This window comes from Pseudomonas sp. GW821-FHT09E04 (genome assembly GCF_059416185.1).
Map to the genome: position 1 here is coordinate 84,779 of NZ_JBWKOR010000006.1, position 16,887 is coordinate 101,665.

Annotated in this window: 13 protein-coding genes; 7 read left to right on the forward strand and 6 right to left on the reverse strand. The window is 61.5% G+C overall.

The genetic code is table 11. The features are described 5' to 3' along the window. Positions 1 to 4: 4 nt before the first annotated feature. From AC07N4_RS22040 to AC07N4_RS22060, 5 genes are read right to left on the reverse strand one after another with little or no spacing between them, the layout of a single operon-like run. Complete coding sequence (locus tag AC07N4_RS22040; protein WP_096818524.1) at positions 5 to 1,408, reverse strand: ATP-binding protein; 1,404 nt, start codon at positions 1,406 to 1,408, stop codon at positions 5 to 7. Continuing rightward, positions 1,405 to 3,219 carry a DAHL domain-containing sensor histidine kinase gene (locus AC07N4_RS22045; protein ID WP_102620787.1) on the reverse strand — a complete coding sequence of 605 codons (1,815 nt, stop codon included), beginning with the start codon at positions 3,217 to 3,219 and terminating at the stop codon, positions 1,405 to 1,407. The genes AC07N4_RS22040 and AC07N4_RS22045 overlap by 4 nt, the downstream gene beginning before the upstream one ends. Beyond that, on the reverse strand, positions 3,216 to 4,184 hold the full coding sequence (locus AC07N4_RS22050; protein ID WP_102620786.1) for a cytochrome-c peroxidase: 969 nt from the start codon (positions 4,182 to 4,184) through the stop codon (positions 3,216 to 3,218). The genes AC07N4_RS22045 and AC07N4_RS22050 overlap by 4 nt, the downstream gene beginning before the upstream one ends. Then, positions 4,181 to 6,055, reverse strand: a complete 1,875-nt coding sequence (locus tag AC07N4_RS22055; protein ID WP_493066038.1) for a putative bifunctional diguanylate cyclase/phosphodiesterase — start codon at positions 6,053 to 6,055, stop codon at positions 4,181 to 4,183. Before AC07N4_RS22055 ends, AC07N4_RS22050 begins: the two co-directional genes overlap by 4 nt. Beyond that, positions 6,052 to 8,325 carry a GGDEF/EAL domain-containing response regulator gene (locus tag AC07N4_RS22060; RefSeq protein WP_493066037.1) on the reverse strand — a complete coding sequence of 758 codons (2,274 nt, stop codon included), beginning with the start codon at positions 8,323 to 8,325 and terminating at the stop codon, positions 6,052 to 6,054. The genes AC07N4_RS22055 and AC07N4_RS22060 overlap by 4 nt, the downstream gene beginning before the upstream one ends. 248 nt (positions 8,326 to 8,573) lie before the next feature. Here AC07N4_RS22060 and nosR point away from each other — a divergent pair, with 248 nt between their 5' ends. The 4 genes from nosR to AC07N4_RS22080 all read left to right on the forward strand — a co-directional run bounded on the left by nosR (position 8,574) and on the right by AC07N4_RS22080 (position 11,631). Continuing rightward, positions 8,574 to 9,929, forward strand: coding sequence for a response regulator c-di-GMP phosphodiesterase, NosR family (gene nosR, locus AC07N4_RS22065; RefSeq protein WP_096818516.1), 1,356 nt, complete (start codon positions 8,574 to 8,576; stop codon positions 9,927 to 9,929). Positions 9,930 to 10,001: 72 nt separating this feature from the next. Next, the gene (locus AC07N4_RS22070) at positions 10,002 to 10,436 is read left to right on the forward strand and encodes an NUDIX hydrolase (RefSeq protein ID WP_493066036.1); all 435 of its coding nucleotides are present in this window, start codon (positions 10,002 to 10,004) and stop codon (positions 10,434 to 10,436) included. A 23-nt stretch (positions 10,437 to 10,459) separates the two neighbouring features. Then, positions 10,460 to 11,098 (forward strand): LysE family translocator, encoded by a 639-nt coding sequence (locus tag AC07N4_RS22075; RefSeq protein WP_493066035.1) that lies wholly within the window; start codon positions 10,460 to 10,462, stop codon positions 11,096 to 11,098. A gap of 2 nt (positions 11,099 to 11,100) precedes the next feature. Further along, positions 11,101 to 11,631: a GNAT family N-acetyltransferase gene (locus tag AC07N4_RS22080; protein WP_273536750.1), complete on the forward strand. Its 531-nt coding sequence runs from the start codon at positions 11,101 to 11,103 to the stop codon at positions 11,629 to 11,631. Here the strand turns inward: AC07N4_RS22080 and metR are convergent. Beyond that, positions 11,615 to 12,532: a transcriptional regulator MetR gene (gene metR / locus AC07N4_RS22085; protein ID WP_096818509.1), complete on the reverse strand. Its 918-nt coding sequence runs from the start codon at positions 12,530 to 12,532 to the stop codon at positions 11,615 to 11,617. The genes AC07N4_RS22080 and metR overlap by 17 nt on opposite strands. 111 nt (positions 12,533 to 12,643) lie before the next feature. Between metR and metE the strand changes: the two genes are divergently transcribed. The 3 genes from metE (at position 12,644) to AC07N4_RS22100 (ending at position 16,856) form a co-directional block, all read left to right on the forward strand. Further along, the gene (metE, locus tag AC07N4_RS22090; protein ID WP_493066034.1) at positions 12,644 to 14,956 is read left to right on the forward strand and encodes a 5-methyltetrahydropteroyltriglutamate--homocysteine S-methyltransferase; all 2,313 of its coding nucleotides are present in this window, start codon (positions 12,644 to 12,646) and stop codon (positions 14,954 to 14,956) included. Positions 14,957 to 15,105: 149 nt separating this feature from the next. Next, the gene (locus tag AC07N4_RS22095) at positions 15,106 to 16,140 is read left to right on the forward strand and encodes an alpha/beta fold hydrolase (RefSeq protein ID WP_273536743.1); all 1,035 of its coding nucleotides are present in this window, start codon (positions 15,106 to 15,108) and stop codon (positions 16,138 to 16,140) included. A gap of 50 nt (positions 16,141 to 16,190) precedes the next feature. Further along, positions 16,191 to 16,856: a DsbA family oxidoreductase gene (locus tag AC07N4_RS22100; RefSeq protein ID WP_493066033.1), complete on the forward strand. Its 666-nt coding sequence runs from the start codon at positions 16,191 to 16,193 to the stop codon at positions 16,854 to 16,856. Positions 16,857 to 16,887 lie beyond the last annotated feature (31 nt).

Below are 16,887 nucleotides of genomic sequence, written 5' to 3' on the forward strand. Positions count from 1 at the left end.
GACCTCAGGCCGCAGGCCGGGTCTGGCGCAATGGCAGTTGCACACGAAACGTTGTTCCGGTGCCCGGCGTGCTGCTGACGGAAATGTCCCCGCCGTGTTTCTTCACGATGCCATAGGACAGGGACAACCCCAGCCCTGTCCCCTGGCCTACGGGTTTGGTCGTGAAAAACGGGTCGAAGATTTTCTGCAGGGTCTCGGGCGCAATGCCCGAGCCGTTGTCGGCCACTTCGATAATCGCCGACTCCCCCTGCACAGCGGTGCGCAGGGTAATGGTGCCGCGTTCGGCGCCCATGGCCTGCGCCGCGTTGACCACCAGGTTCATGATGACCTGATTGATCTGCGAGGGCAGGCATTCGATGTCCGGAAGGTCCTGATACTCCTTGACCACATCGGCCTTGTACTTGAGTTCGCTGGCGACGATGTTCAGGGTCGAGTCGATGCCCTGTTGCAGGTTCGCCCACTGCCATTGCTGCTGGGTATCGACCCGGGAGAAGTCCTTGAGGTCCTTGACGATCTGCCCGACCCGGCCGATGCCTTCCTTGGATTCGCGGATCAGCACCGGAATGTCTTCGAGCAGAAAATCCACTTCGAGGTGTTCGCGCAGTTGCTGCAACTGCGCAGCGGGTTCGGCGGCCAGAGTCTGCCCGGCGGCGTGATAGGCGCCGAGCATGGCCAGCAACTGCTGGAAGTAGCCGTCGAGCGTGCCGAGGTTGGAGGAAATGAACCCGATCGGGTTGTTGATTTCATGGGCAACCCCGGCCGCCAGTTGCCCCAGCGAGGCGAGTTTTTCCGACTGCACCAACTGGCCTTCCAGTTGCTTGCGTTCGTCGATCTCTCGCTGCAAGGCTTCGCTGGCCTGCTTGAACTGGGCGGTGCGCTGGTCAACCAAATGTTCCAGGTGATGCATTTGCAGCGACGCGCGTTCGGTCATCTGCCATTTGGTCAGCAGGGTGTTGGCCATCTGCTGGACTTCGATGTTGTCGAACGGCTTTTTCAGGATCAGCAATCGGTCATGGGCGTGCAGGCGATCCAGCAGTTCGTCCCAGGAATAGTCGGAATAAGCGGTGCACACCACCACCTGCAATTGCGGATCCTGTTGCCAGAGGTGCTCGATGGTTTTCGCCCCGTCCCAACCGTCGGGCATGCGCATGTCGACAAAGGCCAGGGCGTACGGGCACTGCTCCTGCAAGGCCAGGTTGAGTTTGGCCAGACCTTCTTCACCGCCATAGGCCGAGTCCAGTTCGAACGTTGCTCGCCGGGGCTTGGCAGGTGCGCCGAACAGGGCCGCTTCCATCTCGTCCAGTTCCGCTGACTGCGCCTGTGTCGGGGCGAGGATCTTGCGAAAGTCTTCGTGGATTGACGGCATGTCGTCGATCAGCAGAATGCGGCGGTTCGACAGTTCGCTCATGCGTTCTCCGTTACGGTGATCAGCGGAATCTGCAGGGTGAACATGGCGCCCAGCCCCGGCCCGTCACTGTGGGCGGTGAGATGGCCGTTCATCTCGATGGCCGCCAGGGCGCAGCTGTGCAGGCCGAAGCCATGACCCTCCTTGCGGGTCGTGAAGCCGTGGGCAAAGATCCGTGTCATGTTTTCCGGGGCGATGCCTTCGCCATCGTCCCTGACGCTGATTTCCAGAAAACTCTCGTCGACGATCTTCACGCCCAGGGTCATGGTCCGTGGGCGGTTGCTGAGGTCGGACATCGCGTACTTGGCGTTGCTGATGAGGTTGATCAGGATCAGCAGCAAACGGTGTTTGTCGCCCATCACCTGAGGCACGTCGCCGTACTCCTTGACCACCGTGACATGGTGCCGGGTGAGTGCGCCGGCATTCATGCGCAGGGCGTCTTCGAGCAGCTCGTTGATGTACAGCGGCTCTGTCATGCTGTTGGCCCCGGCATAGGATTGCTGGGTGGCGACGATGTCCTTGATGTGATCGACGCTCTTGTTCATCTGGGCCAGTTCGTCGGCCATTTCCTGCTGTTCCTGGGCGATGGCGCCTACCAGTTGGTTGAGATAGCCGGGCAGCAACTTGCCCTTGGCGTCCTCGGTCAGGAATGGCCCGAGGTCGTCCGGGTGTTCGTTGATCAGTTGCATGGCCTTGCCCAATCCCAGGGCCTTGCTGCTGCGCAGTTTTCGCGAGATCAGGTCGGAGGAAATGTTCACGCTGTTGAGCACGTTGCCGACGTTGTGCAACACGTTGGTCGCGATTTCGGCCATGCCGGCCTGGCGCGCGGCGTCGAGCAATTCGCTCTGGACGTTCTTGAGCTCGCGGGTCCGTTCATCGACCCTTTGTTCCAGCACATCGTTGGCGGTTTGCAGGGCCGCGTTGACCCGGTTGATCTCGGCGAAGCTGCGGATCAGGCGGATGGCCAGCCACAGCAGTGACAACATCAGCAGGACGGAAAACAGCAGCAGGTAGAAATGGTATTTCTGGTCGATCTTTTCGACCCGCTGCTGATCCTGATCGAGCATGTTGGTGATGGTGTCCAGGCGCTCGGCCACGGGAATGGCTTCGATCTGGTCGAGCAGGCGGTTGACGATCGGCTGCTCGCGCAGGATCAGGGTGATGTGATTGCTCAGGATCCTGATCGGCGTCTGGAAGTCCCGGGGCAAGCGTTGCGCGTTCACCGTCAGTTTGTTCAAACCCAGCTCGATATCGGCCGCCTTGTCGTCGGAGGCGACCTGGGCGAATTCCAGTGCGCTGAGCAGCAGGTCATAGGTGTCGGTGACGATGTTCTGCAATTGAATCTTGTCGAGGTCGGACAGATTGGTCAGCTGCGCCTGAATGTCATCCTCGGCGGTCGGCAGAAACGCCAGGGAGTTGCGCAACAACGCGTTGTGCGACTTGAACTGTTCGACCAGACGGGTCTTTTCCTGCATGGCTTTCAGGAACCCTTCGTGGGCCTCATCCCATTGCGTGGAGTCGTTGCGCCCGTGCCCGGACTCCATGGTGTCGAAGCGTGCCCACAGGCGGTTCATCTCGTTCATCGGTGAGACCAGCGGGTCGTAATTGTGCGAGATCGCCACCCGGGCCTTGAGGATTTCGCTTTCCCACAGGGCGTCCTGTTGCTTGATCTGGCGGATCAGGTCCCGGGATTCGGTGTAGGTCGTGGTCTGCTCGGAGCTGGACTTGAGGTACAGAAAAACCAGGGTCGAGGCCAGCAGCACGGCGACAAGCCCGAGCAATATCAGGCTGACCCGGCGTGACATCTTCATCATGGCTTGCCCTCCCAGTGCCCGGTCAGGGTCTTGAGAAACTCGATGATCAGTGCCTTGTCTTCCTCGCTCGGCATGCGGCCCAACTGATACTGGAACATCACATCCACGGCCCGTTCGAGGGTGGGCGCCGAGCCGTCGTGGAAGTACGGCGCGGTCAGCGCGACGTTGCGCAGGCTCGGCACCTTGAACACGGCGCGATCGTCTTCGTCGCCGGTCACGTTGAACCGCCCCTGGTCGGCCAGCGTCGGGTTGCCGCGATCGGCGATGTAGTCGCCGAACACCCCGAACTTCTGGAACATGTTGCCGCCGATGTTCACCCCCTGATGGCAGGCGATACAGCCGTAGTCCTTGAAACGCTGATAGCCGTATTTTTCATCCAGGGTCAGGATGTCCGTGTTGCCCAAAAGGTACTGATCGAAGCGTGAGTCGGGTGTCAGCAGCGTGCGTTCGTAGGCCGCCAGGGCGTTCTGGATATTGGCTTTCGTCACGGCATCCGGGTAGGCGGCGCTGAAAGACTGGCGATAGTCGGGTTCGTCGGCGATCCGTTGCACAACGGTTTTCCAGTCGCTGCCCATTTCGTGGGGGCTGGTGATGACGACATTGGTCTGCTCTTCCAGCGTTTCGACGCGACCGTCCCAGAACTGGCGGAAATTGAGGCTGGCGTTGAGCACGGTCGGCGTGTTGACCGCTACCGGTTGTCCATCGAAGCCCGGGGAAAAGGCGCGGCTGTCGGCCCCGTTCTTGTCCAGTTGATGGCAACTGGCGCAGGACAGGGTGTTGTTGACCGATAGCCGTGGATCGTGGAAAAGCTGGCGACCCAGTTCGACGCGCTTCGGGTCCTGTTTCGGAATCTCGGGCAAGGGTTTCAGCGGCTCGTCCAGCGGCGCGGCAACGGTATTGGCGCAGGGAACGAACAGCAGCAGGAACAGAACGCTGCGGGACGGGCACCTCGGCGGCGTGTTCATGATGCGCTCCATGGCCCCGGCAACCCGGTCATCAGCAGGCGGGCGAAGGCGTCCGCCGGCAGGGCCTTGCTGAAGTAGTAGCCCTGGCCTTCCTCGCAGTGGTGGGACCTGAGAAAAGCCAACTGTTGCGCGGTCTCCACCCCTTCGGCGATGACGTTCAGGTTCAGGCTCTTGCCCAGGCTGATGATCGCGCCGACCAGCGCGGCATCGCTGCTGTCATGGCTCAGGCCGCGAATGAACGACTGATCGATTTTCAGCACATCGATGGGGAACCGCCGCAGGTAACTCAGGCTGGAATACCCGGTCCCGAAATCATCGATGGCCAGCTTGACCCCCAGCGCTTTCAACCGGTTCAACGCGCTCATGGTCGCGTCGACGTTCTGCATCAGCACGCCCTCGGTGATCTCCAGTTCCAGCAGGACGGGATCCAGCCCGGTCTCCTCCAGCACCTGTTCGATGCCCTCGACAAAGAGGCGCTGGCGAAAGTCGATGGCCGAGGTGTTGACCGACATGCGGATCGGCGGCAGCCCGGCTTTTTGCCAGTCTCGCGTCTGACGACAAGCTTCGCCCAGCACCCATTTGCTCAGTGGCACGATCAGGCCGCTGTCTTCGGCCACGGGGATGAACTCCGATGGATACACCCAGCCATGTCCCGGTTTTTGCCAACGCACCAGCGCTTCGGCGCCCACCACCCGGCCGCTGCCCAGATCGATTTTCGGCTGGTAGTGCAGGACGAATTCGTGCCGTTGCAGGGCCTGGCGGATGCCCGACTCGATGCCTTGCTGTTCCCGGGCACGCTGGTTCATGGCCTCGATGAAGAAACCGATCTCGTTCGGGCCGCTTTCCTTGGCATTGCGCATGGCCGTTTCGGCTTTTTTGATCAGGTCGATGGCTTCCAGTCCGTCGTCCGGATAAATACTGATGCCCACGCTGGCGGTGACACTGACGTCGTGACCGACAATCGTCTGTGGCTCACGGATGGCCGCCAGCAGTTTTTCGGCGATGCTGCGCGTCTGCTGCGGGTGGTTGATGTCGCTGAGCATCACCACGAACTCGTCGGAGCCATAGCGAAAGACCGAGTCCGATTCGCGCACGCAGGCCAGCAGTTGCTGGCCGACCCGTTTGAGCATCTCGTCGCCCGCCGGATGGCCCAAGGCATTGTTGATGCGCTTGAAACGATCCAGGCCGAGAAACATCACCACCAGTTGTTTGTCATGGCGCCGGCATGCGGCCAGTGACTGGGTCAGACGGTCGCCGAGCAAGGTGCTGTTGGGCAGGCCCGTGAGGCTGTCGTACTGCAACAGGTGCGAGACCTTGAGCAACTCGTGCACGCGCGCCTCGATGGTTTGTTCGAGGCTGAGCATCTTCAACGCCGCGTCCTGGGCCAGTTGCCATTTCCAGGTCAGGGCATTGGCCATCTGCCGGATTTCCAGGGTGTCGAACGGTTTTTTCAGGATCAGTAACTGATCGCCGAACTCCAGGCGCTCGGCCATGGCTTCCCAGCTGTAGTCGGAGTAGGCGGTGCACAGCGCGATTTGCAGGTTGGGATCGACCTCCCACAGTTTTTCAATGGTTTCCAGACCATCCCAGCCGGGCGGCATCCGCATGTCGGTGAAGGCGAGGGCATAGGGACGGCCTTCGTCCAGCGCGTGTTGCACCAGTTTCAAGGCTTCCTGGCCCTGGTAGGCAGAGTCGAGCTGGAAGGTCAGATGCGGCGACTGGCGGGTACCGAACAGCGTTTGTTCAAGACCGCTCAGATCCGCTTCGCCACCGCTCTCGGGGGCGAGGATCTTGCGGAAATCGGCATGGATCGCTGGCGTATCGTCGACGATCAGAATCCGCCGGTTGGTCTGGGGAAAAGGCGTTTTCATCCTTCATCCTCCTTGGGCAGCGGGGCGGCCGCACTCCAGTCCTTCAGCAGTCGGGCTGCCTGTTCAGGGCTGACCGCTTCGCTCAAGCTGAAGCCCTGCACGTTTTTCAACGGTGCGCAGGACACCAGGGCACTGCCCTGATCCTCAGGCGTGACGCCTTCGGCGCTGATGTCGATTGCCAGGTCCCGGGCGAAATTGACGATCGCCCGCAGCCGATTGGCGCCGTCTTCATCCTGAGCCGCATTGTCGATCAGGGACTGGGCGAGTTTGAGGTGATTGACCCGGTAGGTTTTCAGGTAGTCGAACGATGAGTATTCGGTGCCGAAATCATCGATGGCGATGGTCACACCCAACTCGCGCAGGCGCGGCAACGCATCGTTGTGTGTCCATTGGGTCTGGGCCAGTGTGGCTTCGGTGACATCGAAACGCAGATCCCATGGCGCCAGCTCCCAGCGGGCCGTGGTGCGCAACACGTCGTAGATCAGTTCGGGACCGGACTTGAGCTGTGCCAGGGAAATCTTGATCGCCATCACCGGTGGCGCCACTCCCTCGTTTTGCCACTGACGCATCTGCCAGCAAGCGTGATCGAGGATCCAGCGTCCGAGTGGAATGATTGCGCCGGTCTTTTCTGCCGCCGGTACGAAGGCCGACGCCGGCAGCAGGCCAAGCCTGGGATGTTGCCAACTGACCTGCGCGGCCATGCCGAGAATCTTGCCGCTGTGCAGGTCCACTTCCGGCATGTAATCGAGCTTCAGCCCTCCTTGGGTGAGGGCCGTCGTCAACTCTTCGGCAAGGACCATGCGCTCGGCCACCTCCCGGGTGATTTCCTCGGAGTGGAAGTGATACTGATTGCGTCCGGACTCCTTGGCGCGGTACAGCGCCATGTCGGCCTGTCCCAACAGGCTGTCGGCATCGAAGCTGGCGGGGCTGTAGCTGCTGATGCCGATGCTGACCGAAATGCGCACGGCGTTGCCGGCCAGTTGATAGGGCGCCTGCAGAGCCTCAAGGATCTTGGTGGCCATGGCGGCGGATTGGGTCGGTTCGCTGACGTCCAGTTGCAGGATCGCGAATTCATCGCCACCCAGACGCGCCACTACATCGTTTTCCCGAACGCCGGATTTGATCCGTTGTGCCACTTGCTGCAACAGCAGGTCGCCGACCGGATGACCGAGGGTGTCGTTGATTCGCTTGAAGTGATCCAGGTCCAGGTAAAACACCGCGAATGGCGCCGCCCCCCGACGTGCGGCGGCAAAGGCTTGATGCAGGCGTTCGATCAGTGTGGCGCGATTGGCCAGCCCGGTGAGGCCGTCCGTACGGGCCAGCTGGGCCATTTTCTCCTCGGCCACCCGGCGTTCGGTGATGTCGAGGATGATGCCTTCCACTTCCAGCAGCCGGCCGTCGTGGTCGCGCACCGGGATGTAGCGGTTCTCCACCCAGCGCCAGGTGCCCTGACCGGTGCGCAGGCGAAACTCGATCGAAGCGCCCAGGGCATGCCGGTCCAGCACCCGCGCCATGGCGGCATCGACATTGGCCTGATCGTCCGGATGGATCAGCACCTGCGCCCAGTTGGCCGCCCCCACCAGATCGGCCGCGACATGCCCGTAGCGGGTGATGTTGTGGGAGATGTACATCAGCGGAAACGATGGCTCGCCGCGCAACCGGTAAAGGATGGTCGGGCTGTTCTGCACGATGATGTTGGCGTCGGACAGCTCCCGCGTGCGGTCCTGCACGGCTTGTTCCAGCAGGTTCATCTTCAGCGCGGCGTCTTCGGTCATTTGCCATTTGACGGTCAGAGCGCTGGCCATCTGGCGGATTTCGATCGCATCGAAGGGTTTTTTCAGGATCAGCAGGCGATCGTTAAGCGGCAACCGCTCGTCGATGTCTTCCCAGGAGTAGTCGGAGTAGGCGGTGCACAGGGCCACTTGCAGCTTGGGATCGACCTGCCAGAGCCGTTCGATGGTTTCCAGGCCGTCCCAGCCCGGTGGCATGCGCATGTCGATGAAGGCCATGGCGTAAGGACGACCAGCGGCCAGGGCGGCCTCGACCTTGTCCAGGGCTTCGCGCCCCTGAAAGGCCGAATCCAGCTCGAAATGTTCTTTTTGCGTGGTAGACGCGGTGGACGGGGTGCCGAACAGCAGGCTTTCGGTTTCGTCCAGGCTGTCGTCTTCAATCGTGGCGGGTTTGAGGATTTTCTCGAAATCGCCGTGGATCGACGCCGTATCGTCGACGATCAGTACGCGACGATTGATTTGCCCGGGTTGCACACTCATGGCGCAATACCCGCAAGTTCACGCACGTTCGTCATCGGGAGCATCCTTTTCCCCTCATCACACGCCTGCGCGCAGGCCGATGGTGTCGTCCAGCGACTTGAGCATAGTTGCCCCTTCGGCACTTCGCCTTACCCGATGATTTGTGCGGTCTGCGCGAAAAAATCATCTAGCCTGTCACTGAGGCGCGGGCAAGCGAGGAGGTCTGCCGAGACGCCTGTCATGTCCACCGTTTCCCGTGAGGCCTCGCCATGGAAGAGCAATCCGCCCCGACTTTGACCCACCGGCCCACCGTGTTGCTGGTCGATGACGAGGAGTCGATCCTCAACAGCCTGCGCCGTCTGCTGCGTGGCCAGCCCTATGATGTGTTGCTCGCCACCAGCGGTACCCAGGCACTGGAAATGATGGCGCAACGCCCGGTCGATCTGGTGATGAGTGACGCGCGGATGCCCAACATGGACGGCGCCACCTTGCTGGCCAACGTTCACCAGCTGTATCCGGCGACCACGCGGATCATGTTGACGGGGTATGCCGACCCTTCGGCGATCATCAAGGCCATCAACGAAGGGCAGATCGACCGCTATATCAGCAAACCCTGGAACGACGAAGAAATGCTCCTGATCCTGCGCCAGGCGCTGGAACATCAACATCTGGCCCGTGAGCGCGAGCGCCTGGAGCAACTGACCCGGGTGCAGAACGATCAGTTGAAGTTGCTCAACAGCACCCTGGAAAAACACGTCAGCGCCCGTACCGCCGAGCTGCAACAGACCGCCGACATGCTCGACCTGGCCTACGAGGAGCTCAAGCACAGCTATGTGACCGGCACCGAAGTGTTCTCGTTGCTCGCCAACCTGCGCCTGCCACCGGCCAAGCAGACCAACCGGCAGATCATTGAACTGGTGCGCGGTTACTGCAAGGTGCATCGTCTGGACGAAGCCGCCAGCCGTGACCTGACCATGGCCGCCGCGCTGTACAACATCGGCAAGCTGAGCTGGACCGACAGCATGATGACCACCCCCTCGGACCTGCTGCACAGCACCGAACGCGACCGCTATCGGGGTTATCCGAAGCAGAGTGAGTCGCTGCTGATGACCCTGGACCCGATGAAGGATGCCGCGCGGCTGATCCTGCACCATCAGGAGCATTGGGACGGCAGCGGGTTTCCCGACCGGCTCAAGGGCGAGGCGATTCCCCTGGGCTCGCGGCTGTTGAAACTGGCGGTGGATTTTGTCGAGTTGCAGCGCGGGTTGATTCTCGAGCGGCAGATGAACAGCGATGAAGCGTTGCTGTACCTGCGTCAGTACGCCGGCAAACTCTATGATCCCGAGCTGATCGAGGATTTCATCAAGGTGTGCGCGATGGTCAGCGACATCACCCTGACCGATCCGAGCGTCAAGGTGCTGGGCACCCGGGAACTGGCGGCGGGGATGATGCTGGCGCGCAACCTCAATGCCGATAACGGCATGTTGCTGCTCAATGCCGGCAAGGTGCTGAGTGCACTGCTGGTGGACAAACTGATCAGTTTCGAAGCCATGGAAGGTGGCAAATACAAGGTGTTCGTAAAAGTGCCGGAGGAGGGCGAGGCGGCGCTTCTGGCCCAGTCTTGAGACCGTATGAGGTGACGCTGGCGCCGCCGGCATGGGATCCTTGCGGTTTTTCTCAAGGCCGGTGGCTGTCCCATGACCTCTGTATCCGCTGTTTTCCCCCGCATCATTCGTATTGCCGCCGCGCTGCTGCTCAACCCCGACGGCCAGACCCTGCTGGTGCGCAAGCGCGACACCACGGCGTTCATGCAGCCCGGCGGCAAGATCGAGGCCCATGAGCTGCCGGTACATGCGCTGGCCCGTGAGCTGGAGGAAGAACTGGGGCTGGTGATCGATACGGCGCAGGCGACTTTTCTCGGCCAGTTCTCGGCACCGGCTGCCAACGAGCCGGGGTTTGTCGTGCAGGCCGAGATCTTTCAACTGACCATCGACGCCGACGTCTCCCCGGCCGCCGAGATCGAAGAGGTGATCTGGATCGATCCGGCCACCGATGGCGATGTCGTTCTCGCCCCATTGACACGTGACCTGATCCTGCCGTTTTATCGAGCCTCGCTGACTGCGATCGCCTGATCATTCGTACAAAGGACTTCGTCATGATCCCGCTTCAAGACCTGCTGATTTTTGCTGCCGCTGCACTGCTGATGGTACTGACGCCGGGGCCGAACATGATCTACCTGATCTCCCGTTCGATCTGTCAGGGACGCAAGGCCGGAGTGACCTCTCTGCTCGGCGTGGTGGCGGGGTTCTTCGTGCATCTGTTCGCGGCGGCCGCCGGTTTGACCGCGGTGTTTCTCGCGGTGCCGATGGCCTATGAAGTGTTGAAATGGGCCGGTGCGCTGTACCTGCTGTGGCTGGCCTGGCAGGCGGTGAAGCCCGGCGCGCGTTCGCCGTTCGAGGCGCAGCAACTGCCGGCGGATTCGTCGCGCAAACTGATCACCATGGGCTTTCTCACCAGCGCCCTGAACCCGAAAATCGCAGTGTTCTACCTTTCGGTATTTCCGCAGTTCATTACCCCGGAACACGGCTCGGTGTTCACTCAAAGCATCGTTCTCGGCCTGACCCAGATCAGCGTCAGTTTCAGCGTCAACCTGTTGATCGCGCTGTTCGCGGCGGGCATCGCGTCGTGGTTCGTCAGCAATCCGACCTGGCTGGCGGCGCAGCGTTATTTCATGGGATTTGTGCTCGGCGGTCTGGCCGTACGGCTGATGCTTGAACAACGCCGGTCGGCTTGAACATGTGGATCGAACGGCTGGACGCCAGTCATGCGCTGGCCTATCGCGAATTGATGCTGGAAGCCTATGACCGGCATCCGCAGGCGTTCACCTCCAGCGTGCGCGAGCGCGCGGCGATGCCCTTGAGTTGGTGGGAATCGCGCCTGACCAGCAAGCTTGATGCGGTGTTCGGCGCGTTCGAAGAAGGCCGGCTGGCGGGTATCGTCGGCCTGGCGTTCGAGCCTCGGGAAAAGGCCCGGCACAAGGCAACGGTCTTCGGCATGTATGTGTCGGCTGAGTTTCGTCTGCGCGGGCTGGGCCTGAAACTGATGGAGGCCGTGCTGGGGGAAGCGCAGCAGCATCCGGCACTGAAAGTCATTCAACTGACCGTCACTGCCGGCAACGAGGCGGCGTTTCATCTGTACCAGCGCTGCGGCTTCGTCCAGTTCGGCCTGGAGCCGATGGCGGTGCGGGTCGGCGAGGACTACTTCGACAAGATCCACATGTGGTGCGCGCCTTTCGTGCCAACCGCCAGCCTCAACGAACCGCGCTGACCCCATCCAGCGTCGAGAACGACGTGTCCTTGGCCGTCAGCAGGAAATCGCGCATGTACGGCGCGTCCAGCATGTCGGCACGGATCGCCGCATACAGCGTCGCAAAAAGACCTTTCTCGCCCAGCCGCTTGGCCTTCACGTAACCCCGTGAGCTGTATTCATGCAGCGCCCAGTGCGGCATGCCGCACACGCCACGACCACTGGCCACCAGTTGCATCATCATCACCGTCAGCTCTGACGTGCGCACCTGCGCCGGTTCGATGTCGGCCGGTTCGAGGAAGCGGGTGAAGATATCGAGGCGATCTCGTTCGACCGGGTAGGTGATCAGGGTTTCGGTCAGCAGGTCTTCGGGGACGATGTACGGTTTGCTCGCCAATGCGTGCTGGTTGGCGACCGCGAGCATCGCTTCGTAGGTGAACAGCGGCACGTAGGTGATGCCGGCAATTTCCAACGGATCGGAGGTCACTACCAGATCCAGGTCACCCCGGGCCAACGCCGGCAGCGGTGCGAAGGAGAAACCCGAGGCCAGGTCGAGTTCGACTTCCGGCCACGCATCGCGGAACTGGTCGATGGTCGGCATCAGCCACTGGAAGCAGCTGTGGCATTCGATCGCCATGTGCAGACGCCCGGCGGTGCCACCGGCCAGGCGCGCGATATCACGTTCGGCACCGCGCAGCAGCGGCAGGGTCGCGTCCGCCAGTTGCAGCAGGCGCAGGCCGGCGCTGGTGAAACGCACGGGTTTGGTCTTGCGCACGAACAACGGCATGCCCATGCGTTCTTCCAGTTCCTTGAACTGGTGGGACAGCGCCGACTGGGTCAGGTGCAGGCGGTCGGCCGCATCGACCAGGCTGTCGGCTTCGCGCAGGGCGTGCAGGGTTTTCAGGTGACGGATCTCAAGCACTGCAGGCTCCATGAGGAAAATTTGTGATCAACACGAAAAGGTTGAGTTTGTCTCATGTTGCCCTGACTGTCGACAATGGCGCCATCTTTTACGCAATGGAGAACACTCGACATGGCCGTGGCCCACACCCTTGGTTTCCCGCGCATCGGCGCCGACCGCGAACTGAAAAAAGCCCTCGAAGCCTACTGGAAAGGCGATCTTGATCAGGCCGCTTTGAATCAGGTCGGCCGTGAGCTGCGCGCCAAACACTGGCAACTGCAGAAAGATGCCGGCATCGATCTGCTGCCGGTCGGCGACTTTGCCTGGTACGACCAGGTGCTGACCCATTCGCTGACCTTCGGTGTGATCCCCGAGCGCTTTGACGGCGTGCGCGATGAACGCGGCCTGCCGACCCTCGACACACTCTTCGCCATGGCCCGTGGCGCCACGACTTCCTGCTGTGGCGGCGAACATGGCAAGACCCAATATGCGCAAGAACTGACCAAGTGGTTCGACACCAACTACCACTACCTGGTCCCGGAATTCACCGCAGACCAGTCGTTCAAACTGAGCTGGGAACAGCTGTTCGATGAGGTCGAAGAAGCCAAGGCCCTCGGTCACAACGTCAAACCGGTGATCATCGGCCCGCTGACTTACCTGTGGCTGGGCAAGGCGAAAGGCAACGACTTCGACAAGCTCGACCTGCTCGAGCGCCTGCTGCCGGTCTACAACGAAATCCTCGGTCGCCTCGCCGCGCAGGGCGTGGAGTGGGTGCAGATCGACGAACCGATCCTGACCCTCGACCTGCCGCAGGCGTGGAAAAGTGCGTTCGAACGCGCCTATCACATCCTTCAGTACTCGCCGTTGAAGAAACTGGTGGCGACCTATTTCAGCGGTCTGCAAGACAACCTCGGCCTCGCCGTCGGCTTGCCGGTGCAAGGGCTGCACATCGATGCGGTGCGTGCGCCGGATCAGCTCGGTCAGGTGCTGGATCGCCTGCCGACCTACAAGATTCTTTCGGTGGGCCTGGTCAACGGTCGCAATGTCTGGCGCTGCGAACTGGAACAGGCGCTGGCACAACTGCAACCGGCCCAGGAGCGTTTTGGCGACAACCTGTGGGTCAGCAGTTCCTGCTCGCTGCTGCACAGCCCGGTGGATGTCGAGCGTGAAGACAAGCTCGATCCGGAACTGAAAAGCTGGCTGGCCTTCGCCGTGCAGAAGTGCAGCGAAATCTCGGTTTTGCGTGATGCGCTGAACGATCCGCAAGCGCCGAAAGTGCAACGCGCACTGGCCGAAAGCCGCGCCATCCAAGAAAGCCGCGCCCGCTCGCCACGTATTCACAAGGCCGACGTGCAGGCGCGGATCAACGCGATCGGCGCCAGCGACAGCCAGCGCCATTCGCCGTTCGCCAAACGCATCGCCGCACAACAGGCGCGTCTGAAATTGCCGACGTTCCCGACCACCACCATCGGTTCGTTCCCGCAGACCGGCTCGATCCGTCTGGCCCGTCAGGCGTTCAAGCAGGGCAAGCTGTCGGCCAACGATTACCACGATGCCATGCGCAGCGAAATCCGCCATGCGGTGCAAGTCCAGGAACGTCTGGGCCTCGATGTGCTGGTGCACGGTGAAGCGGAGCGCAACGACATGGTCGAGTACTTCGCCGAGCAGCTCGATGGTTACCTGTTCACCCGGTTCGGCTGGGTCCAGAGCTACGGTTCCCGTTGCGTCAAACCGGCGGTGATTTATGGTGATCTGTCTCGTCCGAACGCCATGACCGTGGACTGGATCACCTACGCCCAGAGCCTGACCGACAAGGTCATGAAAGGCATGCTGACCGGCCCGGTGACGATGCTGATGTGGTCGTTCCCCCGCGAAGACGTGTCGCGCAAAGTCCAGGCACAGCAACTGGCGCTGGCCCTGCGTGACGAAGTGGTGGATCTGGAAAACGCCGGGATCAAGATCGTCCAGATCGACGAAGCCGCGTTCCGCGAAGGCCTGCCGCTGCGCCGTGCGCAATGGCAGGAATACCTCGACTGGGCCGTGGACGCGTTCCGCCTGACGGCCTCGGGCGTGAAGGATGAAACCCAGATTCACACCCACATGTGCTACAGCGAATTCAACGACGTGATCAAGGCCATCGCCGACATGGACGCCGACGTGATCACCATCGAAACCTCGCGTTCGGACATGGAACTGCTGGAGGCCTTTGAAGCGTTCGACTACCCGAACGACATCGGCCCGGGCGTCTACGACATCCACTCGCCACGGGTGCCGGACACGGCCGAAATGGTCAAATTGATGAGCAAAGCCGTGAAACGAATCCCGGCAGAGCGTCTGTGGGTCAACCCCGATTGCGGCCTCAAGACCCGCGCGTGGCCTGAGACTGAAGCGGCACTGATCAACATGGTCGCGGCAGCACGGCAACTGCGCAGTCAGTTGGCGTAACCCATAACCCTGCGGGAGCGAGTCTTTTCGCTCCCGCAGATTCGACCGCTCGGCACTCTTCATCAAACTGTCATCGAACTGTGGCAGCGCGCTTGAACAAACTTCATCAGACTCGCGCTCTACTGGGGTTCTGCGTTTCGGTGTTTTTCATGTTCAAGGGATTTTTTGCAATCGCGGCGTTGTTGGCCGCGGTTTTTTTCGGGCAGGCGTCTTATGCGGCGTCGCGTTGCGACGTCAATGTACCGACCGAACGGGTCGATCTGCAGCAGGTGAGCCTGGCGTACCAGAGCATTGGTCGTGCGTCGGATCCGGCGTTGTTGCTGGTGATGGGGCTGGGCGGGCAGTTGATTCACTGGCCGGATGAAGTGGTGATCGCCCTGTGTCAGCAGGGTTTTCGGGTGATTCGTTATGACAACCGCGATGTCGGCCTGTCGACCTGGCGCCAGGCGCCGGCCGAGGCCAACCTGACGTTTGAAGTGCTGCGTTACAAGCTCGGTCTGCCGGTGGCGGCGCCTTACAGCCTGACCGACATGGCCGAGGATGCGCTGGGCCTGATGGACGCGTTGCACGTCGAGCAATTCCACGTGCTCGGCGCGAGCATGGGCGGGATGATCGCCCAGCACCTGGCGGCCATGGCGCCGCAACGGGTCGAGAGCCTGACGCTGATCATGACCAGCTCCGGTGCCGAAGGCCTGCCGGCACCGAGCGCGGCGCTGGTGCAGTTGCTGTCGCGACGCGGCGCACCCAATCGCGAAGTGGCGCTGGAGCAACAGGCCGATCTGCTGGCAGCGCTGGGCAGCCCGATGGTCACCGATGATCGTCAGATGCTGTTGCATCAGGCGGCGGTGTCCTATGACCGGGCGTTCAACCCCGAAGGCGTGAAGCGTCAGATCATGGCGATCCTTGCCGAGCCGAGCCGCGTGGCATTGCTCAATCAATTGCGGGTGCCGACGCTGGTGGTTCACGGCACGGCCGACCCATTGCTGCCGGTGATGCACGGCGTGCATCTGGCGGCGCACATTCGCGGCAGCCAGTTGAAGCTGATTCCAGGTCTGGCCCATCGTTTCCAGGAGGCGTTCAAGGCGCCGTTGCTGGCGGCGGTGTTGCCGTATTTGCAGCAACACCGTGAAGACACCTCGCACTGGGCGCAGATCGAACCGGTGACCGAGCGCAATCTGCTCTAGCGGGTGTATCGTGCAGGTCTTTGGCCACGATTGAACGCGCGAGGTGAGTCATGAGTTCTGCCCTGAAAATCGATTTTGTCAGCGACGTGTCCTGCCCGTGGTGCGTCGTCGGTCTGTACGGTCTGCTGCGGGCGCTAGAGGTTTTGCGCAACGAGGTGCAGGCCGAGATCCGTTTCCAGCCGTTCGAACTGAACCCGAAGATGGGGCCGGAAGGGCAGAACATCGGCGAACATATCCATGAAAAATACGGATCGACCCCGGAGCAGTCACAGAAGAATCGTGAAGTGATCCGCTCCCGAGGTGCCGATGTCGGTTTCAGTTTTCGCACCGATTCGAACAGCCGCATCTACAACACCTTCGATGCTCATCGGTTGCTGCACTGGGCCGGGGAGGAGGGCTTGCAGTTGCCGTTGAAAGAGGCGCTGTTCAAGGCGTATTTCACCGATGGCGGCAACCCGTCCGATCACGGGCAACTGGCGCAGATTGCCGAAAGCGTGGGCCTCGACCGACAGCGTGCCGAGGCGATTCTGGCATCCGACGAATTCGCCAGCGACGTGCGCAAGGAAGAGCAATTGTGGCTGTCGCGCGGCGTAAGCTCGGTGCCGACCGTGGTGTTCAACGGGCAATACGCGGTCAGTGGCGGGCAGCCGGTCGAGACCTTTGTCGGGGCGATCCGGCAGATCATGAGCGAGGCGAAGGGTGGCACGGTGAACTGATGCTGCGAGGGTTCCCGGGCATTGTTCGGGA